The following is a 25,476-nucleotide window of genomic DNA, read 5'->3' on the forward strand; positions in this document are numbered from 1 at the left end:
CCGAAGTGGGAGGGCCTTAGCTAGCCTATCTTAGCGGCGCTAATGCGGAGAATTTTGCCTTAACCCCATAGGCGATCGCCCTAAAGAACCGACGACTCGTGGATCGAGCAATCGGCTGCGATGTACTTTTGTGGGAGCCTCAGGTCTAGTTTGCTGAGAGATGATAGCGTCTAAATAGTGGGTCAGCCGATCGCCGCTACAGGCCCCCCATTGCCGCATCACCGAGGTAGCCGCCGATGGCAAACGATGCCAACCATCCTCTGTTTCCGCTGTTCTCTCACCTCAAGCTAGCTTACACATTTCGTCTGGCAGGATGGTTGGGGTTTTGGAGCCAATTGGTCTTAGCGATCGCAGCGGCATCTATTTTGATGTTTTCGAGCGAGCGCGAAGCCATCAATCACCCCGGCACTCGATTTTCGCTCTTTCTGGCCAGTGCCGCTCTAATCGTGCTGTTTGCGGGCGTACTGGTCAAAGTATTAGAGATCCTGGCAGGCAGGCAGTTGCGATCGGTCGATCGCCAACGCTGGCCCGCCATTCGCAAGCTGATTCGATTATTGGATTTCGATGTCATCCTCTCGTGGGTGGGGATGGTGTTGGCCATCGGCGGCACCATCTCCATTTTGGTGGCTTTGATGTCGGTAGCGATGACGCTAGTCCCTGGCATCATTAGTGATGCCCAACGGACGATCCAGCCTTTGGACCTATTGGTGATTCAGTCGATGATTTTTATCGTGGCAGGTCATTTTGTTGGCATCAGTACTTCGCTGTGGATCTTGCGGGGACTGCTGTTAGCCGATCGCCACCCATCTGAAGAACCCCATCGCCCATCGCTCCTTCCCCCCGGCAAGCCCTCCCAGCCGCATCATCCAGAGCCGCATCCGAGGCCGCATGGAGAATAGCGCGAGCTGTGTTTTTTGTGCTGGGTTAATTCAGCGATGCCGGACTGCCCTCACCCCCGGCCCCTCTCCCAAGTTTGATGCTGCTGGCGAAATTCATATTCCGAAACATTGGCCATTTGTCTAGATGCCTGTGGCCCCCTTCCCCTAACCCCTACCCCCAACTTTGGGGGCCGGGGATCTTTATGTTTTCTCAGCGCTACCCCTGACTCGCTAGCACTCGCAATGGTTTGAGAAGGCCATCTTGCAGTTGCGCCAGTCCTAAAAAGCGATCGCCTTGCATGACTTTCATCGGGTTGGGATTGTCGGGATCGGGATGGAGCAGTTTTTGACCGCAACACCAGCGTCGGGCGCTGTCTGGATCGAGCGAGATCGCCTGCCAATCGCGAAATGCAAAGGCGATCGGGCTCAGAAACTGGTCTGGATTGGCAGATTCGAGCAGGGTATCGAGGGGGATGCTGTCACGATCGTGAAAGGGACCGCTTTGGGTGCGATGGAGTTGACTCATGAGCCCGCCGCAACCCAGTGTTTGACCGAGATCGCGGGCGATCGCCCGAATATAAGTGCCGGTACCGCACTCAATATCGAGATCGATTTCGGCATACTCCCCCGCTCGCCAAGCTAAACACTCAATCCGATAAATCTCCACCCTTCGCGGTTCCAGTGCCAAAGACTCAGCCGTCGCTCCCGCTCGGGCGAGTTCGTAGAGACGCTTGCCCTGCTTGCGAATGGCGCTGTAGACCGGCGGGATTTGGGCAATGGTGCCGATAAACTGCGGCAGAACAGCGCGCACATCCTCTCGCTGTAGGTGGGGGACGGGATGGCGGGCGGTTATCTCCCCAGAGGCATCGTCCGTGGTGCTAGTTTGTCCCAACACAAACGTGGCGCGATAAGCTTTACCGCCGGACAAAAACTGTAAAAACCGAGTGGCGCGACCGACGGCGATCGGCAAAACCCCGGTCGCATCGGGATCTAAGGTGCCGCCGTGGCCGATTTGGCGGGTGTTGAACGCGCGCCGCAGCTTGCCCACACAATCGTGGGAGGTCCAGCCCGCCGGTTTATTTAAATTCAGAAATCCCTGCATCTAATTCGAGATGCCCGCTCGCCCTGAAACTGCCGCCCCATCATAAAGCAGCACTGAGGGCATCCACCGGACAAGTGGGAATGCATTGCTCGCACATAATGCACTTATTGCGCAAATATTCCAGGGCAAATATCTCGGGATTGAGGACGAGAGCCTCAGTGGGGCAAACCCCCGTACACAAGCCGCAATCCACACAGCGATCGCGATCGACCCGAATCTCGCTGCTACTTTCCGAAACCTCGATGCCCTGCGATCGCGTCCACTCCAAACTCGCCTCAACCTGGTCGATATCCCCCGATAGCTCCACCACCAATGTCCCCACCTCATCCGGTGCCACCTGAGCCCGCACGATGTTGGCTGCCACATCAAAATCCCGTGCCAACCGATAGGTAATCGGCAGGTTGACGACGTGGCGGGGGAAGATCATCGTGACGCGCTTGCGCATGGAGTTCCTGACAGGTGGCTAGCATTGGGCTATATTCGCCACGATCTTAGCGCTCGTTCTGGGGAACTGCTGTGCCAGCTTATCTGTATTGGGGAGGGGATGACTTTTCGCTGAAGAAAGCGGTGCAAGCGCTGCAGGAGAAAGTGCTGGACCCGGCTTGGATGGCATTTAATTGCGATCGCCTGCCACCGGAAGAGACGACAACGGGACTGAATCAGGCGATGACGCCACCGTTAGGACCCGGCGATCGGTTGGTGTGGTTGGAAGAGACGCAGTTAATGCAGCAATGCAGCGATGACGTATTTCGCGAGTTGGAGCGAACGCTGGAGGCACTGCCGGAATCCACGCACCTGTTACTGACGACGGGAAATAAGCCGGATGGACGGTTGAAATCGACTAAGTTGCTGAAGAAAGTGGCACAGGTGCGGGAGTTTCAGCCGGTTGCACCCTGGGATGCGGACGGGTTGATGGATGCGGTGCAGGGGGCCGCGAGGGAGAAGCAGATTGAGTTGGAGCGGCAGGCGAAGGAGTTATTGGCGGAGGCGGTGGGGAACGATCGCCGCAAGCTGGATATGGAGTTGGAGAAGTTGTCGCTGTTCGTGCCGGTGGGGCAGCGGGTGACGGCGGCCCATGTGACTGAGTTGGTTCCGGCGTCGGCTTACAATGCCTTCCAATTGGCGGGGCAGTTGCGGCAGGGGAATGTGGATAAGTCGCTGACAATTTTGATGCAGTTATTGGATCGCAACGAACCGGCGCTGAAGATTTTGGCGGTGTTGGTGGGGCAGTTTCGCACGTGGTTGTGGGTGCGGGTGGCGATGGATGCAGGGGAGCGGGATAACAAGGCGATCGCGCAAATGGCGGAGTTGGGCAATCCGAAGCGGGTTTATTTTTTGCAGAAGGAGGTGCGAGCGATCTCCAGTCAGCAGCTTTATGGCGCGATGGAGTTGTTGTTGGAGTTGGAGTATGGCTTGAAGCGGGGGCAGGACGAACGGCGATCGTTGCAGACCGCTTGCATCCAGATTTGTGGAGTTTGCTCGCAACCATAGACAACTCCACGCAGTCTGTCCGTTACGGGAGAGGTTGAAGCGTTCGCAGACTTATTGAGGGGTTTCTTCCCCCGAGTCTGCTGTCGGGGTTTGGGGATCGAGTCCCGAGATATCGAGGGCTTCCTCTCGTGAAAAGCCCCTTTGGAGTAATTTCTCAAAGACCTCGCGGGCATTGTCCTGCTTGCCTTCTTGCTTGCCTTCCTGCTTGCCTTCCTGCTTGCCTTCAGCAAAGACTTCCTTGTAAACCCGAGTCTCTTCAAGTTTGGCAAAGCCTAACATCTGCGCAACCTCCTGCTGGGAAAGAGAGGGAAACCGTTCGATCGCCATTTCTTCGATTAACCCGATTATCTCTGCTTGGAGGGTGGGATTGCTAATTTCCTGGCGAACTAAGCGAACCACTCGCGCAAACCGTTCGCTGGCTTGCGCGAGCGGCTCGATCGCCAGTCGAGCGATCGCCCCAAAGCCCCATCAGCGACAAACACCACCTGACGTGCCTTCGTCTTCCCTACCCCCTTCGCAAATGCCTGAATCAGTCCCAAAGCCTGGGAGCCATGAGACAAATCCCGCAGTTGTTCCTCAAGCGCAGCCAGGTCTGCCATTCTAGCGCCCTGCACCCCCACCCCTAAACCGGAGTAACGCAGTCTCAGACAGAATAGAGCTGCAGAGATTAGCGGTTAATAGGATTTTGGCTAAAGCGTTCGAGCATGTGACAGTCTTGAAGCAGGAGACAATCGCCTATCTAGAGGTAAAGTCGGGCGGTTGCTATCTGGATGCGACCGTGGGGGGAGGCGGACACACAGCAGCACTGATTGCGGCAGGTGCGACAGACATTGTGGCGCTAGATCGCGATCGCGCGGCGATCGATGCCGCTCGCGAACGGCTGGTCCCCTATTGCGGGGGACCGGAGGGGGTAACGGTCGAATTCCACCAGACAAATTTTGCCGAGTTCGAACCCGATCGCCAATTTGACGGCATTATTGCCGATCTCGGCGTCAGTTCGCCACAGCTCGATCGCCCCGAACGGGGGTTTAGCTTTCGCTACGAGGCTCCCCTCGACATGCGCATGAACCCCGACAGCGATCGCCCCACGGCTGCCGATTGGGTCAATTTCCGCGATGTCGAAGAATTGGTACAAATCTTTTCAGAATACGGGGAGGAGCGATTTTCCAAGCGGATTGCCCGCCAAATTGTAGCCAAACGCCCGTTTGCCACCACGACCCAATTGGCAGAAGCGATTCAACTGGCGGTGCCTCCCAAAGCCCGCTATGGCAGGATTCACCCTGCCACGCGGGTGTTTCAGGCTCTGCGCATTGCCGTGAACGGAGAGATGGAGGCTCTAGATACATTGCTGGCGCGATCGCCAGATTGGCTGCGCCCCCACGGAAGACTCGCTATGATTAGTTTCCATAGCCTTGAAGATCGGCGGGTAAAATGGCACTTTCGACGGGACGAGCGTCTGGAAGTCATGACCCGCAAGCCAGTTCGAGCTAGCGAATCTGACATTCGTGCCAATCCCCGCTCTCGTTCGGCCAAGTTGCGCGTCGCGCGCCGACTGCCTAACTCTAAAGCCAGCGCTCCAATCCATCCCTAAGATCGCTTGCTCTACCGATATCGCCGAGCAGGTGCTCTCCCCGCAGGATTTCTTATCATGGCCCTTCCGCAATCTCAATTCGAGCCCCATCTCCAGTCCGTTCCCACCTCGGGTTCTAGCCGTCGAGTTTCCCCCCGACGGGCTCCTCAACCGGCAGAAGTGATTGAGCTTATTCCCGCCCGCGAGCCGCATCCGCTGTGGTTGAAGGGAGTGGAGGTGTTTCGTGCAGCGACGTTCGCGATCGCGGCAGTATCGACAGCGGCAACGTTGGGGGTATACGTGCAGACGGTTCGCACGCAGGAAATGTTTGGGGGACAATACAGCAATTTGCAGCAGTTGCGGCGAGACGAGCGCCAGCATTTGGTGAATAGCGAAGGGATGGCGAATGCCTTGCGAGAAACGGCGACAACCATCGATATGGTGCCTCTCAGCCCCGAACGCATGTTGCAGATCGATGCGGCTCCCCCGCGCCCTTTGCGAGATCTATCCGAGGGCGATCGGGAGGCGGTTCATTTCCCGGGTGGGTATTGAGGTTGGCAACCTCGGCCGAAATCGCTGCATCTTTTTGCGGGGACGATCCGCAAGCGGGGATAATTGAAACGCAAAATTGCCCAATTTGAAGTAAACCGTTGAGCAAGACTACCGCAGCCAATATTCAGCGCCTGACCGAACGGGGCGTTGTCGAAATTTTTCCGGGGGGCTCTGCAGCACTGGCCGAGCGGTTAGCCACCTGCGATCGCCCTTTGCGCATTAAACTCGGCATCGATCCCACCCGTCCCGACCTGCACTTGGGGCATACCGTAGCTCTGCGCAAGCTGCGCCAGTTTCAAGATGCCGGACATGTCGCCATTCTGTTGATCGGCGATTTCACTGCCCAAATTGGCGATCCCACAGGGCGGTCTGAGGCTCGCCCCCGCTTGAGTGCCGAGGATGTCGAGGCCAATAGCGAGACCTACTTAGCACAGGCTCGCAAGATTCTCGATTTCGAGACGCCGGGACGGTTGGAAATTCGACGCAATAGCGAGTGGTTGGGCCAACTGACGCCGAGCCAAATTGTCGAGCTGCAGGCGCAGATGACCGTCGGTCAAATGTTGGCGAAAGAAGATTTTTCCCAACGGTATGCATCCGGTACCCCCATTTATTTGCACGAGTTTCTCTACCCGCTACTGCAGGGCTACGACTCGGTGGTGTTGCAAGCAGATGTGGAATTGGGGGGGACCGATCAGAAATTTAATTTGCTCTGCGGTCGCGATCTGCAGCAGTGGCGGAAGCAACCGCAGCAGTTCGGACTCCTCTTGCCTCTGCTGGAAGGCTTGGATGGCTTTCAGAAAATGTCCAAGTCATTGGATAACTATGTCGGCCTGACCGAAGATCCCCTCTCGATGTATTCCAAGCTAGAGAAAGTGCCCGATAACTTGGTGCCCAAATATTTCGAGCTGCTGACCAACTGGTCGCTAGCGGAACTGCCCGACAATCCGAGAGAGCGTCAAATCGTGCTTGCCACCGAGCTGGTCGCTCAGTACCACTCCCCCGAAGCTGCAGAGCGAGCCAAGCAAGCCGCCCGAGAGATCGTCAAAACAGGCAGCAGCGACGCCACTGCCGCGATCCCGGAATTTTCCCTCGCCGCAGTGAATTTTCCGGCCAAGCTGGCCTACTTGCTGCGGGAAGCGCAGTTGTGCAAGAGCGTGGGGGATGCGCGACGGCAGGTGGAAAATGGGGCGGTGCGCTTGGATGGGGAAAAGTTCACCGATCCGAGTCAGGAGTTTATGACTGCCGAAGAATTGGGCGATCGCGTCCTGCAGGTGGGGAAAAAACGTTTCCTGCGCTTGGTCCCATAAGCCTCCAGTCGTCTGTTGATGACAGGAATTGGCAGACATGCTTTATTGGCAGATATTTCAGCTAGGTTAAACAGTGGCTGACGCTTGAGTCAGCCACCGCCGACCGATAGAGTAAAGTTTGGCTTTTTGACTGAACGGCAAAGGAGTAACAGTTATGGTGCATCGCGTAACGCTAATTCGGGGTGACGGTATCGGTCCCGAGGTGGCTCAGGCAACTCAGACTGTGCTGGATGCCACGGGTGTGGGATTCGACTGGACGATCGTCGATGCAGGCGTTGACGTGATGGACCAATACGGCACCCCTCTGCCAGAACACGTACTCGACGCCATCCGCGACACCAAAACTGCTATCAAAGGCCCCATCACCACCCCTGTCGGCTCCGGCTTTCGCTCCGTCAACGTCGCCATTCGCAAAGCCCTCGACCTCTACGCCAATCTCCGTCCGGCTGCCACCATTAAGGGAGTCAAGAGCACATTCGAAGATATTGATTTGGTGGTGGTTCGGGAAAACACCGAAGATCTCTATGCCGGCATCGAGTTCGAGAGTGGCACCCCCGAAGCAGCAAAGGCGTATGACTTTTTAACCAACCTCTCGGGCAAGCCGATGGTGGAGGGCTCGGCGATCGGCATTAAGCCCATCTCGGAGATGGGTAGCCGCCGGATTGTCAAATTCGCCTTTGAGTACGCCAAGGCAAACGATCGCCAGAAAGTGACCGCCGTCCACAAAGCCAACATCATGAAATTCACCGACGGCCTCTTCTTAGAAGTGGCTCGCGATGTGGCCAAAGACTATCCCGAGATCGAGTTCGACGATCGCATCGTCGATAACATGTGCATGCAATTGATGCAAAAGCCCGAGCTGTACGACGTGCTCGTCTTGCCCAACCTCTACGGCGATATCGTCTCCGACCTGTGTGCGGGCATGGTAGGCGGTCTGGGAGTTGCCCCCGGTGCCAATATCGGTCGAGACTACGCCTGCTTCGAAGCCATCCACGGGTCTGCCCCCAAATACGCCGGTCAGAACAAGGTGAATCCAGTGGCCTTGATCCTGTCTGGAGCATTGATGTTACGCCATCTGGGCGAGCAGGATGCCGCCAAACGGGTGGAAGCTGCTGTACGCGAGGTCATTAGAGAAGGCAAGTCAGTGACTTATGATTTGGCGAAAGGAGAGCCGGTGGGGACGCAACAGATGGCTGAGGCGATCGCCAACGCTCTGTAGATATCCGCAAGCAAGAGTTCTCGTCAGGGCGATCGGCTGCTCGAACTGCGATCGCCCAAAGCCCTGTCGGCTAAGGAGCCGAAACGATTCTTTGCGTCGATGCATCCTAAAGTAGATGACGATCGAGCATTTGTTGCCATTCCTAGTATTTTGAGCTGTAGAACGAGTGCTTAACTTTGCCTCCTTAGGACGACAGCTTTAATATAATTTTGAATTATATTTAGTGAATATTGGTCTAATATTATTCGGCGTACGAGCTCCGCCGATTCTCTTTTTCTTGCAGTGAAAGCCACTCGGGCAATCGGTCTGATGCACGCACATCAGTTTGTGGGGTAGTTCGAGAATTGAGCAGTCTCTAGAGCATTTTCCAGGTTGGTGGTATACCCTCTGTACCGAAGGAGATTGGAGATTCTAAGTTTGAAAATTAGAGCGTACGTTGTCCACCTGAAAATTGCTCTAGCAAAGTCGACATTGTCAAAGGTCTCCTAGTAGTGGGTCTCTGTAGAAAGGTCGATCGCCTTCTTTCTAGCTCGTAGAGGTATGGGGACAAGTCCGCCACGGGGCGATCGCCAAAGAAAGAACGCAGTCGCTCCGGGGTCCAAGCCTCTGCCAGCAGGTTGTGTACTCGTAAAACACGACCCGCTGCCAACAGCATTCTCTTTTGTTTGGCGTTACCGATACAGCCTGGTTTTTCGTAAAAATCCACCATTGCCATTGTTTCGTCCTACCCCTCAAGGGTCGGAAGCTTCTATACCTTCCCAAGCCCGGATTCTGATTGCCATCAATGTCTGGCTGTAGCGGAGATAGAGAACCATAGGAAATTTGTCATTGGAGTAATGTTGTCCGCAGATCGATATCTATCACGAGGGACAGTGACTCAAAACAGATCCGTATATCTCTGACTTACAAACGCCTTAGAACTGGCAAAGTTAAGACTAGGGGCTCAGCTCTAGAAGACTCTAAGTTAATACACTCTCTATACTTGAATTACCAGAGATCTATGGAAAATATTCTGTACAATTCGACACCAAATACCGTGCAATGTTCTCGCAAGCGCTTCCGGCGGCAGAGATGGTGCAATATAACGAGAGAAAGCTTTTCATTGCTTGCGTTTACAGCAAATCAACCTCTGCAATTAATTCTTTGAATGCCAAAGATTTCTATCTGATAGGACTGAATACAACTTCAAACTGCGAGATACAGTCATATAGCAATCCTAAATGAGTTATAAATTTGAGTCCTTGCCAGCATTGGGTTTCAGCCCTCAAGTCGTCTACGACTGACGTAGGATCGCTATAGATAATTTAAAGAATATGGCTAGATTTATCTGATTGCTCGGGCAGAAACTCTAAAAACCCTATTGGTGACGTAATAGCTTTGGATTATATCAGCCGTGGCTGCGCTTGCTTCACTACTCATTGTTTTAACCCTATCCCTGTTGGTAACGCGCATTGGGACTATAGCCCTAGTTTTAACTGGTGTCTCCCGAGAGTTAGCCAGATTCCAGGCCCGATCCGCATTTACCGGAGCTGGCTTTACAACGCGAGAATCCGAGCAAATCGTCAATCACCCGGTTCGTCGCCGCATCATTTTTGGCCGAGTTAGATCGTCGGAAGGCCGGTTTAGTGGGCGAGCGAGAGCATACCAAGGCGGTCGTGACCCAGCAGCAAGTTGTACGCGACCAGATGAAAGGCGATCGAGTGGCGGAAGGCGTGGAGCAGCAGGCTGGGAACAATCGGGTGCAATGATGCCGCTAGCCTTCGCCGCGATGGGCACTAATTGAGTATCGAGTGGGCGATAAGCCAGCTATTCTGCGATCTGGCTGGGCGAAGTGTGCTGTTTGGTATCGATGGGGTCGAGTTCGTAATGATGCCATTGATGGTGGTATCTTTCAACAACCTGTGGGCGAATTTCAAAACTGGGTGGCTCTCCAGATTTAACCGCAATATTCAAGAACGAGTATGCTTTTCGCTTGTCGGAACCGCGACCGCTGCGGCCGAGAAATTGGTAGGACCGAGCAATTTCGCGATTGTTCCCCTTCAGATCGGGTTCAGTCAACACCGAACCTTCATGCCGCTGACGACGCAAACTGAACCCGCTACCGCCACAGACAACCCATGGAATGTGAGAGTCGGCGTGGCCGGTGTCGCTCGTTCGCAGATACTCGAAGCAGTGGGCGTGGCCGTTGAGTACGAGGTCAATGACCGGTCGCTCTCTCCTAATCGCTGCGGTTGCCCGAGCTACTGCATCGAGTACTGTCCGCAGGCGCTGTCGGACAACAGTGGTCTGGGCTTGATGCCACTTGGTTGCTTCAGTGACGTAGGGGGGATGGTGAAAAAAGAGAACGCGGCTACGCGAGCCCGGCTGCTGCCAAGATTGAATCAGCGTCTGCTCTAGCCATTCGAGTTGGTCGATATCTACAGTGGCTGAGCTGGTCCGAGAGAGTTGCTTTTCGATATCGAGTTCCTGTTCTTCAAGTTGTTCGAGTTGGGTGTAGATATCGTCCATATCGTCGATATCGCCATTATCTTCGGGGAGTGTGCGGTCGAGCTGAGTAATGGCCTCGAACAACTTTTGCTGTTGATGTTGAATAATTTGTCGCTGACGTTCGAGATCGCGGCGCTGAGAGTCACCCTCGGGAGAGTTGGGTAAGGATGGGGGGTTGTTGAAGGTTGATGAGTCTAGAGCAATGAAATCTATGCCTCCGTAGTGAAAGCTGTAGTAGCGATTGGGAATGCGCGTAAACTCTCCGGGCTGATAGCGAAGGCAGCGCTGCCCAAAGGTCTTAGCAGTATAGTGGCGATCGAGGTGTTTGCTCAGTTGCGCTGGGGAGCCACACGATTTGAGATAGTCGAGAAAGGCACGTGCGTAGGCATCCCCTTGCCTGGAACCATGCCATCCCACATCTAACTTCGGGAATCGCAGCAGCCAGCGCAAAGGCCACGTTGCTTGAGCGATCGCCCCGTACAGGAATGGTAGATCGTAGTAGTCGTGGTTTCCCAAAACGGGCAAGAACGGTCGGCCAAATACCATGGAATCGTAGGGTATTTGCTCGGGAGTTCGATCCCCAGCCAGTAGAAACTGATAGGGTTTGATGAAATTTTCGAGATATTGTTCGCTCGACCCGACTAGGTAGATAACATCGCCGGTATGCAAGACAAATCGGCTCGAACTACTTTTTCGGGCGAGTTGTTCGGCCACTCGACGTTGAGGATTATGCCTGCGTTTGTGGCCCGAGCCACTATCGCCGATCGCCGAAAACGTAAATTCAGTCTCAGCACTGCCGCGATCGTCGATCGCCAGTCGCGTTTGGTCGATGCCGCGAGCCAAAATTTCTGGATGCTGCCAGCAAACGCGCTCTCGCATGCGGTGAATCTTTGTTTCTACGGATGGTTCGGAAACAAATCTCATGGAGTTACCGGCTGATGGATATCGAGAAAATCAGCATTATTGCTTATTCAGCAACCGCTCGCTTGACAAAACAGCTCCTCACAAGCTGGTGGGACTGTCGGGGGCAATAATCACCCCTTCCTGCCGCACGACTTTTGGCTCGGCGAGCAAGTCTTCCAACGATTTGGGACTAACGCCTATATCGCTACATGCTTGTTTCAGTGCTTGCTCGAATGCTTCTGTATCTTGCTTGTATCCACAACTTTCTGTGGCAACATCCAATCCGAGGGACGCATTCGCCCGAGCGCAGTCGATGAGCTCTGTTCCCGTTAAAGGCATAGGTGATGGCATAAAGAATCCTTTCGCTTAAATATTTTGACTGGTCGGCCACAACTCAGGTGAGATGACTGGCGTGTGTTCTGACATCTATCGCGGAGTAGGGTTTTGCCAGCCAGCAGCACAATCCCTCGATCGAGTCACCTGTTACTCAGCTGGGATCGGATTATCCCCTTGCTGATTAGACAAGTTTGGGTCCGTTTGGATGCGAATTTCATCTAGCTCAGCCATAGTGAGTTCGGGATCGTAATATGTAGCTTTTTTTACATACTTTTGTTTCCAATCCTCTAGCAATTCTATCAACATAGTCTGTAGCTCCGCTTGTGTAGTAGCACTTTGCAGTTCAGCTCGCAAAGACTGCCTGAAGCGATCGATTAATGACGACAAGAGTTCTCGACCCTTGTCGTCAGCATAGGCTTCGGCGATCGCCTGACTGCTCGATTGAGTCAAAAACGCTGCAAGCTGTTCCGAAATTGCTCCGGGTAACTGTCTCAGACCGGGCAACTGTTCGACTCCTCGATAAATATCGAACTGGCGTAAGGTTTCCTCCATGCTGTGCTCTAACAGTTCGCGCAGTTCGGGCTCAACATGGGGGATCACATTGTAAATTGTGAGTTCGAGCAGCCGATCGGCGATCGCCCCCAATTTATCGGTATTTCCCGAGCGAACGTACTCACTGGATCGAACGAGCAACGCTAAGGCTTCTCCCTCGCTAACTGAGTCTTTGGCTTGATTGACTAGCCTCACCATCAGAAATTCAGCGACCCGATCGGATAGGTAAGCCGTTGGATCGTGAGCGAGATGAGCCAGTGGTCGTTCGATGTTTAACAGTCCCGACCGATGCAGGTGAATCCCGACTGGCAAAATTCTCAGCCACCGCCATATGGGAATGAGCATCAAAGCGTCGTACCACCTGCGTACCATGGCCCCCCACCAGGTCAAACTCGGCTGACTGCGGCTGACCATGTGAGTCTGAACGGCAAACACTACAGCAAAAAAAGCTACGAATGGGGCATCCAGTTGCCAGAAACGCGTGCCCTGCCAATTGTCCCGATCGACTAGACGGAGATAGTTGGTTTCGAGCTCGGGTCGAATCTGGCGGTTGAAAAAGTCCATCGCGTCCCGCCAGTTATCGGGGCTAAAGGTCGAGCTGCTCCAAAACTGGTCGAATGCCCGATCGAGTGAATGGGTTTGCTGGTATGCCTCAATGCGTTTCGCCATCGTGCCGTAGCTGCCCAGCTTGCCTGAAGAGAGAAACAGGCTACCGTCAACCAACGTTTCACTTTGTTGCCGCAGCTGAGTGAGTAACGACTGAACCTGAGGGGCGTCTCTCGACTCGCGATTGAGTTGACCGGCAAGCTGCTCGACGGTATCGAGATATTGCGTAGTGTGCGGTTCCCGCTCGATCGCAGCAACGGGATCGTAGAGATTTACGAGAGTTGGAACCCAGTGAATGTATGTGTTCCGCAGGGGTAAGTAAGTCAAATTGAATAAGACTAGAGCGAGATTGACGAGGGCAATTAAGGCAACAAATTTTCCCCACCAAGAATGGCGGAACTCTTGCTCGACAGTGGTTGGTTGTGGGCCTGACATAGAGGGTACGGCAGCCATGTTAGGTTTCTTGAATAGTAGCGGTCAGACGGTCGTCGCTAACTCTGTCTGAGTACATCGGTAAAGGTAAAGCCCGAGGCCGCGAGGACAAAAACCGTACTGGGCAGCCCCGCTGTGCGCTGCTGCAACTCGTCATAGTACTGAGCGTAGTCATTATCTTTAGGCGCATTCATTCCCAAAAAGATGAGATCGGCATGCTGCGAGGTTTCTTTTAAGACGACGTGAAAAGGACGACTGACTGATTCGATAATCTGAGACTGGGCGTCGATCCGGAGTCGACGCAACAGACGCTCGATGTTTGCTCGGGCTGCAGCCACTGCTGCATTATCTTGCACCATCAGTTTGAGATGCAGTTTGGCTTGACGCCAGTCGATATCGGCCGCGAGCAGATCGGCCAGCAGCAGCATCAAGCCTCCGTTCCCTTCCGCGCCGCTCCACCACACATCGATGCGACGGCGATCGCCAAAGCCGCGCTGGACATTTTCCCGCAAAATGACCGCATTCCGCTTCGCTCGGTGCAGTTGCACGATCGCATTGGTATAGGCTTCGAGATGCTCGGAATCGGTGCTGCTGCCCAACACAATCGTGTTCGGTACGAGGGGGCCGATGCCATAGGTTTCCACCAGTTGGCGCATACCGTCAAAGGGATCGGGGGCCGTCACGACTCGCACGAGGGCTCGAACGCCGCGATTCTCGATGTAATCGCGAATGGTGTCTTCCATAGACTCTTGCTGCGCGCCATCGCGAGAACCACTGGGTAAGACGGTGGCAATGGTGACAATACCGCGATCGTGAATGAGAGCGTTGGCGAATTCGATTAGAGGCCAGCGTTTGGTGGGTGCTCCCGACAGCACCAGCAGATGGGGCTGCCAGTTCTTTGTATCTTCTTGTTGGCGCAACTGATAAATGCCTTGCCGCAGCATCGCCATCCACATGCCTCGGCGCGAGTCTCCCCAGGCCGTCCGCAGTTCTCGTCGCTGCAACCAAAAGAAGATCGCGGCCACGATCGCCGCTGCCGCAATCGTGGCCACCGAATTAATTAAAAACATCACCGCCAGACAGCCAATTGCCCCCAGCAGCGACAGAGACCAATGCACCTGAAACGTGGGTCGAAACGACGGACTATCCAAAAATCCTTCGATCCCCGCTGCCAGATTGAGCACTAAATACGTGGTCAAGAAAAACATGGATAAAACAGGAGCGATCGCATCCAAGTCCCCCAGTACCACTGCCGCCAGCACAATTCCCAAGGTCACGATCGTGCCGATGCGCGGCTCGTCGTTGCTGCCGGTGCCGGTCCCTAGAACCCGCATCCAGCGAGGTAATACGCGATCGCGGGAGAGGGCCTGCAACACGCGCGGTGCCCCTAAAATACTGCCTAGCGCGCTCGATAGTGTCGCGCCCCATACCCCAAGTAAGATAGCTGGGCCCCACAGCGACAGTCTTTTCATAATGAGGGGATCGGCAATCAATGTGCTGGCATCGGCCCGACTCGCTAGCAACACGGGCAGCCCCATGTAAATGAGGTATCCTACCCCCACAGCCGCTAGCGTGCCGATGGGAATGGCCTTGGTGGGCTCCTTCAAATCCCCCGACATATTGACGCCAGACATAATGCCTGTTACTGCGGGGAAAAACACGGCAAACACGGACCAAAACGGCTCGCTGAGCTGCTCGGTAGCGCCAAATATTTCGATATCGGTGGTTTCCAGCGGCTTGCCAAAGAGCAGCGACAACAGCGAGAACGCGATCGCCGCCATGATGAAATACTGGGTCCGAATGGCCGTTCGCGCCGATACGATGGCCAGGGCCGTCACCGCGATCGCCGTCACGACTGCCACGAGTTGTTGGTCGAGAAAACTGAAGGTGCGAACAACGCTTTCGGCAAAACCAATCGCGTATAGCGCCACCGAAATCGCTTGGGCAAAGTAGAGGGGAATACCCACCGCGCCGCCCGTTTCGATCCCCAGCGAGCGGCTGATCATGTAATAAGCCCCTCCCGCCCTAACGACGCGATCCGTGGCAATTGCGCTGATGGACAGTACCGTTAAAAACGTGATGCTAGTAGCGAGAGTGACAATAATTAGCGCCCCCACTAAGCCAACATTGCCCACCACCCAGCCAAAACGCAGGTACATGATCACGCCCAAAATCGTCAAGATTGAAGGCGTGAATACGCCGCCAAACGTACCGAGTTTGGCGGCGTCAGAAGCTGTATTGGGCGTGGGGACTACTACCGTGGGAGATGCCCCAGTAAAAAGACGTTTCATCGTTCTATCTAGCCTAATTTGAAGGAATGGGGCCTTGCTGGCAGTCCAGGTGTCGTCTTCGGATCGTATGTCAGCTCGAGATTGTTTTCCACCACACGATTAAAAGGCCCCATTCCTGCTGTTGAGGTGGGGCCTTGGATATCAATGGATCGATCGGGCAATGACAATTACAGGATGCCGAGCTGAGACAACATGCCCTGACCAGTTAGTAACTCAGTGACTACACAGAGCGTGAATCCAAACATCGCGAGGCGGCCATTGAGATTCTCCGCGTATTCCGTAAATCCAAATCTAGGTTTCGCTAGACCTCGCGCAGCGTCTCGCTGCTGCTTTGCCTGCTGTGCTTCCTCTAAGTTAGGATCCGAGCTGCTCGATCCTCCCTCAACATACATTTCTGGCTCGGTCGCATAATTGTTCAGCAAGCCCTCGCTATCGACGGTATAACCCGATGAAGTATCGCTAGATTCGGGATTGTCGGGAAGCGACTTGTAGGCATCGCCCTCGCGCTCCTTGCGGGCAGCGGTTTCCGCCGGGACGATCCCCCGGTCAAACCCATCTACCGTCGTGTCATTGCGCTCGTTTGTTGCATTAGTAGCCATAAAGACCTCCAACTGAATTGACGTGAAATAGTGATATGAGATTTACATTTGGGAGCCTTATTGCTTCACATCAGGTACAAAATCAGGCTTTTCCTTGTCTTGCCAACCCACTGGTCGACGGGAATTGTACCAGGCGATAGAGCCTATAGACACAGCCCCTAGAAACCCTACAACCAGTGCTGCGACTGCTGCATAAGGAAAGTGTGACTCTGAAAGGCTGCTAGTAGTAGAAAATATGTGGAAAAGTGTTTGCTGTGGAAGCATAAAGGAAATCCTCCTAATTTACAGTGCTGTCGTGAAAGAGACAAGTCAATTTAACAGATACCTTTAGATATTCCGCTCACAGAAGTAAATGTTCACTCCCGATCGCTCTCTGCAAAAGTAGAAACCGAGAACTTGTCTGGGGATGAGGCGACGCAAATAGCTTTATGGATTGCTTGCATACTTGAGTCTTACATACTTGATATCTTACATACTTGATATACTTGGATGAAGCACAATCGTCGGTATCCGATCGGATCAAAGCTCGAGCTACAGAGTCTTACATGTCCATATCTGAAGTTGTCGATGCTGTAACTTACTTAATAATGAATATTTCACTTCGTTCCAATTTCGTTTTTTTGACTACAACTGCAATTTAACATGGCAGCATTGCTTCCAGCGTGTATCGAAAGACAGATAAATCGAAAGACAGATAAATTGATTATCCAATAAGAAGCAATTAGGACTTTCCCGAAATTGGCCTGCGATTTTTAAGTCCGTGATTACACGCAGACTTGCTTGTAGTTAGATTGCAAAACGCCTTCTTTCCCTACAGACGAGACAGCATGTAAGCCATGCTGTGAAAGAGTTTCGGCTTTTTAGGGTCGCATTCGGCGCGGCAAGTAGGGTCGAGTCGCAGCTTAGTTGATGTTTTTCTACCTATCGCGAGATTGCGGCCTAACTAAATTCTATCTTTAGGTGGGTGTAAGCTATGAAGTCAATGCTTTCATCAATGATAATCAAGTCATTTTTTACCTGCTCTCAACACTCTGTTCCTATCCTGTCTGTAGTTCCCTCCGCTATACTGCTGACTAATCTGAAATTATTCCTGACTTCAACATTCTTCGATCGCAGCCTATGGCCGCTACTATTGCTCTGATTGCCCACGACAGCAAAAAAGACGACATGGTCGCATTGGTACAGCGACATGCTCCCGTGTTTGCTCGCTACCACTTGATTGCCACTGGCACCACAGGCCAACGCATCCGAGAGAGTACTCAACTGGCGATTGAAATTATGCTGTCGGGACCTCGTGGTGGAGACCAGGAAATCGGAGCCCGCATCGCTTCGGGTGAAGTTACCGCCGTCATATTCCTGCTCGATCCCCTTTATGCCAAACCTTACGAACCTGACATTCGGGCTTTCCTGCGGATTTGCAATATTCGCAACATTCCTCTGGCCACTAACTTAGCGACTGCAGAAGCGATCGCCACTTCTCTAGCCCAAGCCCGTATTGCCCATCTGATTTTTAATCCTGTATCTGGCCAAAGGGACGAACAACAGGCCCTAGAGCTGATTCGCGATCGGCTGACCCCTTACATGAAGCTCCAGATTCACACCACCACCCCCGAAGTGGGAGCCGCAGACCTCGCCAAAGAGGCGATCGCTGACGAGCCAGATCTAGTCATTGCCTCGGGTGGAGATGGCACAATTTCCGAGGTGGCGGGTGCGCTAGTGGGAACCCAAATTCCCTTGGGGGTCATACCGCGCGGCACAGCAAATGCGTTTGCGGCTTCGTTGGGTCTCGCCACCGCAATTAATCCCATCAACAATGCCTGCGAGACGATTCTCAAAGGACACACGCGAGTCATGGACACAGCCACCATCAACGGTCGCCCCATGATTTTATTGGCAGGAGTGGGGTTTGAGGCGGAGGCGGTGGAACGGGCCGATCGCGAGGTGAAAAATCGCTGGGGAGTCTTAGCCTATCTGTTTGCTGGGTGGCAGCAATTGAAGGAGCATCAGCTTTTTGAGATGGAGTTGGAGGTTGACGGAAATCTGCGGCAATTTGAGGCAGGGGCGATCACGATCGCCAATGCTGCCCCACCCACTTCGGTGCTAGCCCAGGGGAGCGGTAGAGTGACGTCTGATGACGGTTTGTTGGATATCACCATCGTGACAGCAGAAGGGAAATTGGACGCTGTACGGACGTTGCTGGAGATGTTTGGGGCGGCCACGATTGGCTCTAACCTACAGTCCGATAAAGCGATTCATTTACAAGCGAAACAGGTCGTGCTTCGCACTGACCCTCCTCAAAAAGTGGTTGTGGATGGGGAGGTTGTGGAAATGACTCCCATTGAAATTGAGTGCATCCCCCAGAGTTTAACGGTAGTTGTGGGCGAGCAATAAGCAGTTGGAACCCTTCTTTGGGCTCTAATGAGTTGGAATCCGAACTCTGAAGCAGCTTCCTTCTCCGGGTTCTGATTCAACTTCAAGTTGGCCGTGGTGCGCCTCAATGATGCGAGAGGACAGGTGCAAACCGAGGCCACTCCCCGATCGCCAATGCTTGCCCCTGCGGAATCGTTCAAACAGGTGCTTTTGCTCTGCAAGGGGGATTCCCGGCCCCGTATCTCGCACGCTGACTTGCAACCACGGAGAGGGGGAGTGGCCGTTGTTCGTCCTTCCAGGAGCAGCAATGATGCAAATTTCGATCGTGACCGAGCCTTTTTCAGTGAATTTGATGGCATTGCCAACGAGGTTGGTAAATACTCTGCGCAGGGCTAGCCGATCGCCCCAAACTGAAGCGATCGTTTCGTCAAATCGCTCGCTACTGCTGCGATCGCACTGAATTGATAACTCCAAGTGTTTTGCTTCCGCCAGCGGAAGCAATTCTTGCTGAACGCTTTCGATCGACGCGAGAAAGTCTAACTGACTAAAGGCAAATTGCTCTTGACCGGCATCAAGCCGATACACTTCGAGGATATTGTTCACCATGTGCAGCAGATTTTGATTGCTCTCGCGCATCAGGCCGAGCATTTCGCGACGGTCGGGAGGCAACAGATCCAGACCGCTACGCTCGAAGAGCTGCATCATGCGGTCTAGAGCCACCAGCGGCGTGCGTAAGTCGTGGGTCAAGCGGAAAACAAAATCTTCGCGCTGCCCGATCATCAACTGCTGCCGATCGATACTTTGCTTGAGTCTCAAAAGCGATCGCACTCTAGCCAATAACTCATCCATCTCAACTGGCTTGCGGATAAAGTCATCGGCACCTGCATCCAATCCTTTGACGGCGCTTGCTCGATCGTGGGCGGTGATTAACAGAATTGGAATGAAAGGTAGATCTGTTTCCTGCCGCAATTGCCTGGTCACTTCATAACCATCCATCGCGGGCATCATGACATCGAGCAATAGCAGGTGGGGGGGCTCTCGCTCAATCTCTGCTAACACCTGCCGAGGATCGCTCAAGGTCTGTACGTCATATCCTTCCGGCCCCAATATTTTCTCTAGCAAAAATAGATTATCTGATGAGTCGTCAACTGCCAGAATTCTGGCTTCGCTAATTTTATGCAGCAATTTATCACTCATCAATCTTCTTGCCAAACGAGTCAAATTTAGAACATTAACAGCCTTACAGTTTAGTAGAACGGAATATTTCCTTCTATAAAACTAGACCAGATAGAGTTGACATATATTTGCATGATATATGTTGAAAATTAACAGGTCTACTAGGGGTTCTCTCAGTACACTACTTTTATACCGATAGGTCGATCGACGTAGATCGTACAAGTTTTTCGTTTCTCTGGGATAACATCGCAAAGGCTAAGTTGCTGAGGCGGTACGCAAAGCATTCCTGGGAATGCGCACTCTAAACTCGCTGCCTCGACCCAGTTGACTCTCAACTGAGATGGAACCGTTCATCAATTTGACAAGGGAGTGAACGATCGCCAATCCCAGCCCCGTGCCATTAAATCGGCGTTTTGTTGTCTGATCCACTTGTACAAATGCCTCAAAGATGCGATCGAGTTGCTCTTCAGGAATGCCAATTCCAGAATCGCACACAGCAATTTCGACCCAATCTGTCCCGATTGAGTTTAATTCGATATATATAGTGCCCTTTTCAGTAAATTTAACTGCATTAGATAGTAAGTTGATCGCTATTTGACGGATCTTCTGCTTGTCGCCCTTAATGATAGGTTCTGCTAAGTTTGCTTTGACTATAAGCTTCAAATCGCCTTTTTTGGTCAGAGGTTTTAGTTCGTAGGTGATGGTAGTCACAAGGCATTCAAGATCGAAAGGCTCGCAAATAAGCTCTAGACGGTTTGCCTCAAGTCTGGAGAAATCAAGTACTTCGCTAAATATTGCCAGCAAATTTTTTCCGTTGCTGAGAATCCGCTCTATCATGTCCAATTGATCGCTAGTGAGTGGGTCTGGATACTGACGGGATAGCAGCTGAGAAAATCCAATAATTGCATTGAGAGGAGTTCTGAGTTCGTGAGAAATTGTCGACAAAAACTCTGACTTTAGGCGAGATACTTCTATAAGTTGGAGGTTTTTCAGGTGAATCTGTTGACGCTGTTCTTCCAGCTCCCGGTTCTGCTTCTTAAGCAACTCGTTACTTTCATGCAGCTTTTGATAGGCCAATGCAGTTTCGCACTCGGCCTCGTACAAGCGAATGGCATTGCGAACCAATGGGGCGAGATTATCTGAAGAAACATTTGACTTCGATAGGTAGTCTGAAGCTCCTGCTTTCATCAGGTTCACAGCAGTTTGCTCGTCCCCCCGACCTGTCAGCACGATCGATGGAACTTTCACGTCCGCTTGGCGAATTTCTTTGATTAGCGACAGGCTATCAGTGTCGGGGAGCCAAAAGTTGAGGAAAACGCAATTGTAGTCCTCTCCTCGAAGCGCGGCTAGAGCTTCAGCGCCACTGCAAACCTCGTCGCAGCGAGCCACTAGATTACTGCGCATAACAGCTTCACGAATCGCCATTCGATCCGCCCGGTCATCATCGACGATGAGTAGTTTTAAAGGTTCGACCATACAACCTATTTCTTCTTTATCTTTGGCAGTGGCTCGTGACATCTCGCATTGTGTCCAGTATTGATATAGCTCAACCACCACTTCGCCAAAAAAGTCGGGAGCAGAACCATCAACAACTCGCTCGATTACCACCAAAAAATCGAGAAATCGAGAAGACTTCCCCACAGTCCCCAACCATTAGATTACTAGCTCAACTTGACGATCGCATCTAGCGAAAGAGGTATTGTACGATACCTTCTCTAAAAAGTATTGTGCTACGACTCTTTGGTAGCATTGGCCTACCATTGCAGTGCTACTCTATTGCCGCGCTTTGCTACATACATTCAAGCGCTACTGAAGGTAGACTTTTTACAAGGTATGGGCATTCCATCATGGATTCTCCGTGCAGGTGACCTCGATCGCGGCTCGACCGATTGCCATCTGGGGTTTAGGCAAACTGCGAATCTCTGTGCCACGATGAATGTCAAGTGGTGCAACCCAATCTCTCTGCGGCTTCTTACCTAAGACAGATAGTGCTGGTATTGCTTCAAGCAGGTGCAGTGAGTTTAAATTTGTATGCACAATACCGAGGCTATAGGCTGTGCAACCTAAGTATTGATTTTGCTGCAGGTGTTCGCATATGGATAGAGCTAAGGTTGTACCGATCGAAGATCGTGCCCTGACGCGCATTGGGCTCAGAGCGGCTTTGCAAGGATCTGGTGTTCGCAATGGACAGAACTAAGATTGTACTGATAGAAGATCACGCTCTGACGCGCATTGGGCTCAGAGCGGCTTTGCAGGAGGCGGACGAGCTCGATGTTGTTGGGGAAACAGGGACGGCAGAAGAAGGCTTGCGGTTGATCGAAATGCACCAGCCCGATGTAGCTGTTATCGATATTGGCTTGCCCGATATGGACGGTATAGAGCTGACTCAGCAACTACGGCAATTGCAACAGCAGACTGGCGCGTCGCAAACCAAGGTTCTAATTCTGACGATGCACGACGATGAGGAAGCCGTTCTTGCCGCTTTTGCCGCAGGTGCTGATTCGTACAGCATCAAAGATGTGGGCATCGACAAATTGTTAGAAGCTGTGAGGGCCACTGCCGACGATCGCGCTTGGATCGACCCCGCGATCGCCCGCGTAGTCTTGCGGCAGGTCAAGAATCAGCCACGCCGTGCAACCGCTGTTTCACCGATCAGTTTATCCGCCACAGACAGTCAAACCAGCTCGGAGCCTACACTAGCCGATGAGACGGCAGACGATAGCATTTCCGGTAACAGCGAAGGAGATGTGGCCACCATTGCGGCAATTGAGCCCGAGTATATGCAAGCGATCGAAAGTAGTCCCCTCACCGAGCGCGAGTTAGAAGTCTTGGAGCACATTGTGGCTGGTTGTAGCAACGCGGCGATCGCTGACAAGCTGTTCATTACTGTCGGAACCGTTAAAACCCACGTCCGCAGCATTATGAACAAACTCTGTGCTAACGATCGCACTCAAGCTGCAGTTCGCGCACTACGTTCGGGCCTGGTTCAGTAACGCAGAACTAGCAAAACAACCCAATATTCATCTTTGGCTCAATTGGCGTTGCGAGAAGAGGTCCGCGATAAGGGCTTGGAATCTCTATGGAGCCTGCAATTCAACGTCTCGAACAGCCTTATGCTTCAGATGCCGATTGAGTAGGGCTGCAAGTTCATCCAGCATGAACGGCTTGCAGATGAGGCCGCAACAACCCGAAGCTAACAGGTGTGCCTGTTCATCTGGATTGATAGATGTGGTAACCGCCAAAATTGGGGTTTGCCGAGTCTTAGGGTCATCTTTTAAAGCCGCCACTAAGCGGGCACCCTGGCCGATTGTAGAGGGCAGAGTGAGCATCAGTAGCTGCGGCTGTAATGCATCGAGGAGTTGACTGGTTCGAGACGCATCGAGTGCCGTTGCCGCTGAGAGATTTAGGTATCTCAGAACGAGGTCCAACAAGCGCAGGTTGTCGGGATCGGGATCGACGGCCAAAACCAGCGGTTTCGCTGGATGCTTGTAGCCAGCAAAGCAGAAAATACAGTTTTCATTCATACTGCCCTCCGTAAGTATTTCGGAGAGGCAACAGTCGAGTTTAGGGCAAATCTGCGCTATACCCAACTTGGCTCTTGTCTGCTGCAGTCGAGTACTCAGTCGTCAACGATCGGGGAAGCTCGAGCGCTTTGCAAACAAAACCTAACACAAGCCCTCGATTGAGCAATAGTCTCTGTAGATATTGCTATTAAAATCAGTCTATAGCGGTAATATAAGTTGCTATGACTGACAGGGTGAATCGAATTGAATTTGAGGATATGTCTGACGACCTTGCAGGTCGAGAACTCTAGGCTACTCGAGCGCCGAGCTGAAACAGCCTAGGTCGAAATGCAGATAGGGTTGATGACTGATAGGGCTGATTACTGAGGGGTCTGATGTGATGACCCGACTAGTTCAGTCGGAGGTTTGGCTACGACACCAACCGGAAGACGAGTCTCTGAATGTTTCCTAGCCATTTGCGCTCGGGTGAAAGCCGTTTCTAATAACTCCAGTTCCGCCGTGGGAATGTCGTGAGCTTTCCACAAGAGGGCAGTCACTTGAGGCCCGAAATTAATTACATCGCCAACCCGCAAGAGTCGACTTTGGGCAGGAGCGTCGTTGATAAACATGCCATTTGCACTGCGATGGCCCTCTGTGTTCCCGTCGACTAAGAGGTAATGAAATTGCCCGTTACCGCGATCGATGCGGCGCAGGTAAGCATGACAGCGAGAGATAAAGGGGTCGAACAACCGAATGGAGCATTTAGACGAACGGCCAATGGTGTATTCCTCATCTTGGAGGATCAGAGCCCGTTTACCTGCCCGATCGCGTAAAACAAATACTTGAGGGGATAAACTTCGACCCACAGCTCTCATACCATCAGGCTCCTGCTAAAGTTTCGTTAAGATAAGGTTTCGCTAAGAGTAAGGTTTCGAAGGTTTCGCTAAGAGTAAGGTTTCGCTAAGAGTAAGGTTTCGCTAAGAGTAAGGTTTCGCTAAGAGTAAGGTTTCGCTAAGAGTAAGGTTTCGCTAAGAGTAAGGTTTCGCTAAGAGTAAGGTTTCGCTAAGAGTAAGGTTTCGCTAAGAGACAGAGGGCTTATGTCCCAGCTTGCGAGAAAAAGCCTGAGGTTATGCGAATGAAACACGATAAAGCTATTTTTATGGAAAATTCTTGTCTTGAGAGCTCGTGCATTTACGGTAATTAATATATCCTATACTGAAGCTGTCGCTTTTCTGCGTAAATACTGCGTGAAGATTTCACGGCTTTTATGAAGGGATGATGAACCCCTGTTTTCATGCCGGCATGAGTTTTCCTGCCGGCATGAAAGGTTTTTGCCGCTGTAGCCTGGGAGAACTGCCACGAGTTACCAATTGCCCCAGGCAACACGAGTAGGAATTGCGACCTCGAGATGCTTGGCTTCTGTTAAACCGAGTCTAGTTTGAAACCCGTAGTTTTGAGTTCTTCCTACTAGCGCTGCCGCTCGCTGCATTCGACCCCTAGTGGAGGATTTAGGGGGCTGAGTGCAACGTCTGAAAACGCCAGGTCTCAACATGGACGAGGTTTAAGGCGTTTGCGCTTTTCCCAAATCGCAGCGGCACATTCTAAATTTCTCAAAAAGCTTCGATCGAGATCGCTCAACAGGCTCTAAACTCGTTTCACCCGCAAATCAACGGCAGCGGAGTGGTTGCTGGAATCTGGCTGCATAGCACTTCGAGCGGGATTTGCCCCAGTATTAATCTCCAGGAGGAGTTGAGGGAAATGGCTGAATATCAAGTTCGCTTGATCAATGAAAATCTCGGTCTCGACGAAACTATTGAGGTTGACGAAGACGAGTACATTCTCGATGTGGCCGAATTCGAAGAAATCGAGTTGCCCTTTAGCTGTCGCTCTGGCACCTGCTCATCCTGTACGGGCCGCGTGATTGAAGGAGATGTGGACGACTCTGCCGGTCAGCCAGAGATGTTTTTTAATAAGGACCAGCGGGCTGCAGGGTTGCGCTTGCTGTGCATCGGTCGGCCCAAGTCCGATTGCACGATCGAAACCCACATGGAATCGCGCATTTCCGAGTTTTAGCCGGTTCTGCAGCTCGCGCAAGCGATCGC

At 52.6% G+C, this 25,476-nt stretch carries 24 protein-coding genes; 10 read left to right on the forward strand and 14 right to left on the reverse strand.

What is annotated here, in order from left to right; translation table 11 throughout:
- Positions 1–236: 236 nt before the first annotated feature.
- Positions 237–899 carry a DUF3611 family protein gene (locus SYN7336_RS03815; protein ID WP_017324597.1) on the forward strand — a complete coding sequence of 221 codons (663 nt, stop codon included), beginning with the start codon at positions 237–239 and terminating at the stop codon, positions 897–899.
- Positions 900–1,095: 196 nt separating this feature from the next.
- Here the strand turns inward: SYN7336_RS03815 and truB are convergent, their stop codons facing one another.
- Positions 1,096–1,980 (reverse strand): tRNA pseudouridine(55) synthase TruB, encoded by an 885-nt coding sequence (truB, locus tag SYN7336_RS03820; RefSeq protein ID WP_017324598.1) that lies wholly within the window; start codon positions 1,978–1,980, stop codon positions 1,096–1,098.
- Between the two features lie 40 nt (positions 1,981–2,020).
- A complete protein-coding gene (locus tag SYN7336_RS03825) occupies positions 2,021–2,425 on the reverse strand; it encodes an NIL domain-containing protein (protein ID WP_017324599.1) in 405 nt (134 codons plus the stop codon).
- Between the two features lie 71 nt (positions 2,426–2,496).
- On the opposite strand from SYN7336_RS03825, the gene holA reads away from it, so the two are divergent.
- Entirely contained in the window at positions 2,497–3,471 is a 975-nt protein-coding gene (gene holA / locus SYN7336_RS03830) for a DNA polymerase III subunit delta (RefSeq protein WP_017324600.1), read from the forward strand.
- Between the two features lie 51 nt (positions 3,472–3,522).
- Here the strand turns inward: holA and SYN7336_RS24325 are convergent, their stop codons facing one another.
- Positions 3,523–3,870, reverse strand: a complete 348-nt coding sequence (locus tag SYN7336_RS24325; RefSeq protein ID WP_017324601.1) for a DUF2887 domain-containing protein — start codon at positions 3,868–3,870, stop codon at positions 3,523–3,525.
- Positions 3,858–4,070 (reverse strand): hypothetical protein, encoded by a 213-nt coding sequence (locus SYN7336_RS03840; protein WP_038025717.1) that lies wholly within the window; start codon positions 4,068–4,070, stop codon positions 3,858–3,860. The genes SYN7336_RS24325 and SYN7336_RS03840 overlap by 13 nt, the downstream gene beginning before the upstream one ends.
- A gap of 83 nt (positions 4,071–4,153) precedes the next feature.
- On the opposite strand from SYN7336_RS03840, the gene rsmH reads away from it, so the two are divergent.
- From rsmH to SYN7336_RS31420, 5 genes are all read left to right on the forward strand, one after another.
- Positions 4,154–5,062, forward strand: a complete 909-nt coding sequence (gene rsmH / locus SYN7336_RS03845) for a 16S rRNA (cytosine(1402)-N(4))-methyltransferase RsmH (RefSeq protein WP_038025718.1) — start codon at positions 4,154–4,156, stop codon at positions 5,060–5,062.
- A gap of 57 nt (positions 5,063–5,119) precedes the next feature.
- The gene (locus tag SYN7336_RS24330; RefSeq protein ID WP_017324604.1) at positions 5,120–5,593 is read left to right on the forward strand and encodes a hypothetical protein; all 474 of its coding nucleotides are present in this window, start codon (positions 5,120–5,122) and stop codon (positions 5,591–5,593) included.
- Positions 5,594–5,691: 98 nt separating this feature from the next.
- Positions 5,692–6,900: a tyrosine--tRNA ligase gene (gene tyrS, locus SYN7336_RS03855; RefSeq protein ID WP_017324605.1), complete on the forward strand. Its 1,209-nt coding sequence runs from the start codon at positions 5,692–5,694 to the stop codon at positions 6,898–6,900.
- 154 nt (positions 6,901–7,054) lie between these two features.
- Positions 7,055–8,119 (forward strand): isocitrate/isopropylmalate dehydrogenase family protein, encoded by a 1,065-nt coding sequence (locus SYN7336_RS03860; protein ID WP_017324606.1) that lies wholly within the window; start codon positions 7,055–7,057, stop codon positions 8,117–8,119.
- 1,592 nt (positions 8,120–9,711) lie between these two features.
- Positions 9,712–9,867, forward strand: coding sequence for a hypothetical protein (locus SYN7336_RS31420; RefSeq protein WP_017324607.1), 156 nt, complete (start codon positions 9,712–9,714; stop codon positions 9,865–9,867).
- Positions 9,868–9,925: 58 nt separating this feature from the next.
- Here the strand turns inward: SYN7336_RS31420 and SYN7336_RS24335 are convergent, their stop codons facing one another.
- The 6 genes from SYN7336_RS24335 to psb35 all read right to left on the reverse strand — a co-directional run bounded on the left by SYN7336_RS24335 (position 9,926) and on the right by psb35 (position 16,589).
- Positions 9,926–11,485: a metallophosphoesterase gene (locus tag SYN7336_RS24335; protein WP_017324608.1), complete on the reverse strand. Its 1,560-nt coding sequence runs from the start codon at positions 11,483–11,485 to the stop codon at positions 9,926–9,928.
- Between the two features lie 123 nt (positions 11,486–11,608).
- Entirely contained in the window at positions 11,609–11,860 is a 252-nt protein-coding gene (locus tag SYN7336_RS03875; protein ID WP_026100670.1) for a hypothetical protein, read from the reverse strand.
- 132 nt (positions 11,861–11,992) lie between these two features.
- Positions 11,993–13,438, reverse strand: coding sequence for a hypothetical protein (locus SYN7336_RS24340; protein WP_017324610.1), 1,446 nt, complete (start codon positions 13,436–13,438; stop codon positions 11,993–11,995).
- A 56-nt stretch (positions 13,439–13,494) separates the two neighbouring features.
- Positions 13,495–15,726: an amino acid permease gene (locus SYN7336_RS03885; protein WP_038025720.1), complete on the reverse strand. Its 2,232-nt coding sequence runs from the start codon at positions 15,724–15,726 to the stop codon at positions 13,495–13,497.
- 167 nt (positions 15,727–15,893) lie between these two features.
- Positions 15,894–16,325, reverse strand: a complete 432-nt coding sequence (locus SYN7336_RS32140) for a chlorophyll a/b-binding protein (RefSeq protein ID WP_017324612.1) — start codon at positions 16,323–16,325, stop codon at positions 15,894–15,896.
- 57 nt (positions 16,326–16,382) lie between these two features.
- The gene (gene psb35, locus SYN7336_RS32830; RefSeq protein WP_071590735.1) at positions 16,383–16,589 is read right to left on the reverse strand and encodes a photosystem II assembly protein Psb35; all 207 of its coding nucleotides are present in this window, start codon (positions 16,587–16,589) and stop codon (positions 16,383–16,385) included.
- 855 nt (positions 16,590–17,444) lie between these two features.
- On the opposite strand from psb35, the gene mgsA reads away from it, so the two are divergent.
- Positions 17,445–18,716 carry a methylglyoxal synthase gene (gene mgsA, locus SYN7336_RS03895; RefSeq protein ID WP_017324613.1) on the forward strand — a complete coding sequence of 424 codons (1,272 nt, stop codon included), beginning with the start codon at positions 17,445–17,447 and terminating at the stop codon, positions 18,714–18,716.
- A 24-nt stretch (positions 18,717–18,740) separates the two neighbouring features.
- Here the strand turns inward: mgsA and SYN7336_RS03900 are convergent, their stop codons facing one another.
- Positions 18,741–19,892: a hybrid sensor histidine kinase/response regulator gene (locus SYN7336_RS03900; RefSeq protein WP_017324614.1), complete on the reverse strand. Its 1,152-nt coding sequence runs from the start codon at positions 19,890–19,892 to the stop codon at positions 18,741–18,743.
- 234 nt (positions 19,893–20,126) lie between these two features.
- Positions 20,127–21,512 (reverse strand): hybrid sensor histidine kinase/response regulator, encoded by a 1,386-nt coding sequence (locus SYN7336_RS24355; RefSeq protein WP_227498594.1) that lies wholly within the window; start codon positions 21,510–21,512, stop codon positions 20,127–20,129.
- A gap of 542 nt (positions 21,513–22,054) precedes the next feature.
- Between SYN7336_RS24355 and SYN7336_RS03910 the strand changes: the two genes are divergently transcribed.
- A complete protein-coding gene (locus tag SYN7336_RS03910) occupies positions 22,055–22,864 on the forward strand; it encodes a response regulator transcription factor (protein ID WP_026100672.1) in 810 nt (269 codons plus the stop codon).
- A gap of 84 nt (positions 22,865–22,948) precedes the next feature.
- Here SYN7336_RS03910 and SYN7336_RS24360 read toward each other — a convergent pair whose 3' ends face one another.
- A complete protein-coding gene (locus tag SYN7336_RS24360) occupies positions 22,949–23,395 on the reverse strand; it encodes a two-component system response regulator (protein ID WP_017324617.1) in 447 nt (148 codons plus the stop codon).
- A 359-nt stretch (positions 23,396–23,754) separates the two neighbouring features.
- Complete coding sequence (locus tag SYN7336_RS24365) at positions 23,755–24,240, reverse strand: FHA domain-containing protein (protein WP_017324618.1); 486 nt, start codon at positions 24,238–24,240, stop codon at positions 23,755–23,757.
- A gap of 892 nt (positions 24,241–25,132) precedes the next feature.
- Here SYN7336_RS24365 and SYN7336_RS03925 point away from each other — a divergent pair.
- Positions 25,133–25,447 carry a 2Fe-2S iron-sulfur cluster-binding protein gene (locus tag SYN7336_RS03925; RefSeq protein WP_026100673.1) on the forward strand — a complete coding sequence of 105 codons (315 nt, stop codon included), beginning with the start codon at positions 25,133–25,135 and terminating at the stop codon, positions 25,445–25,447.
- Positions 25,448–25,476 lie beyond the last annotated feature (29 nt).

It is taken from the genome of Synechococcus sp. PCC 7336 (assembly GCF_000332275.1).
Lineage (GTDB): Bacteria > Cyanobacteriota > Cyanobacteriia > Thermostichales > PCC-7336 > PCC-7336.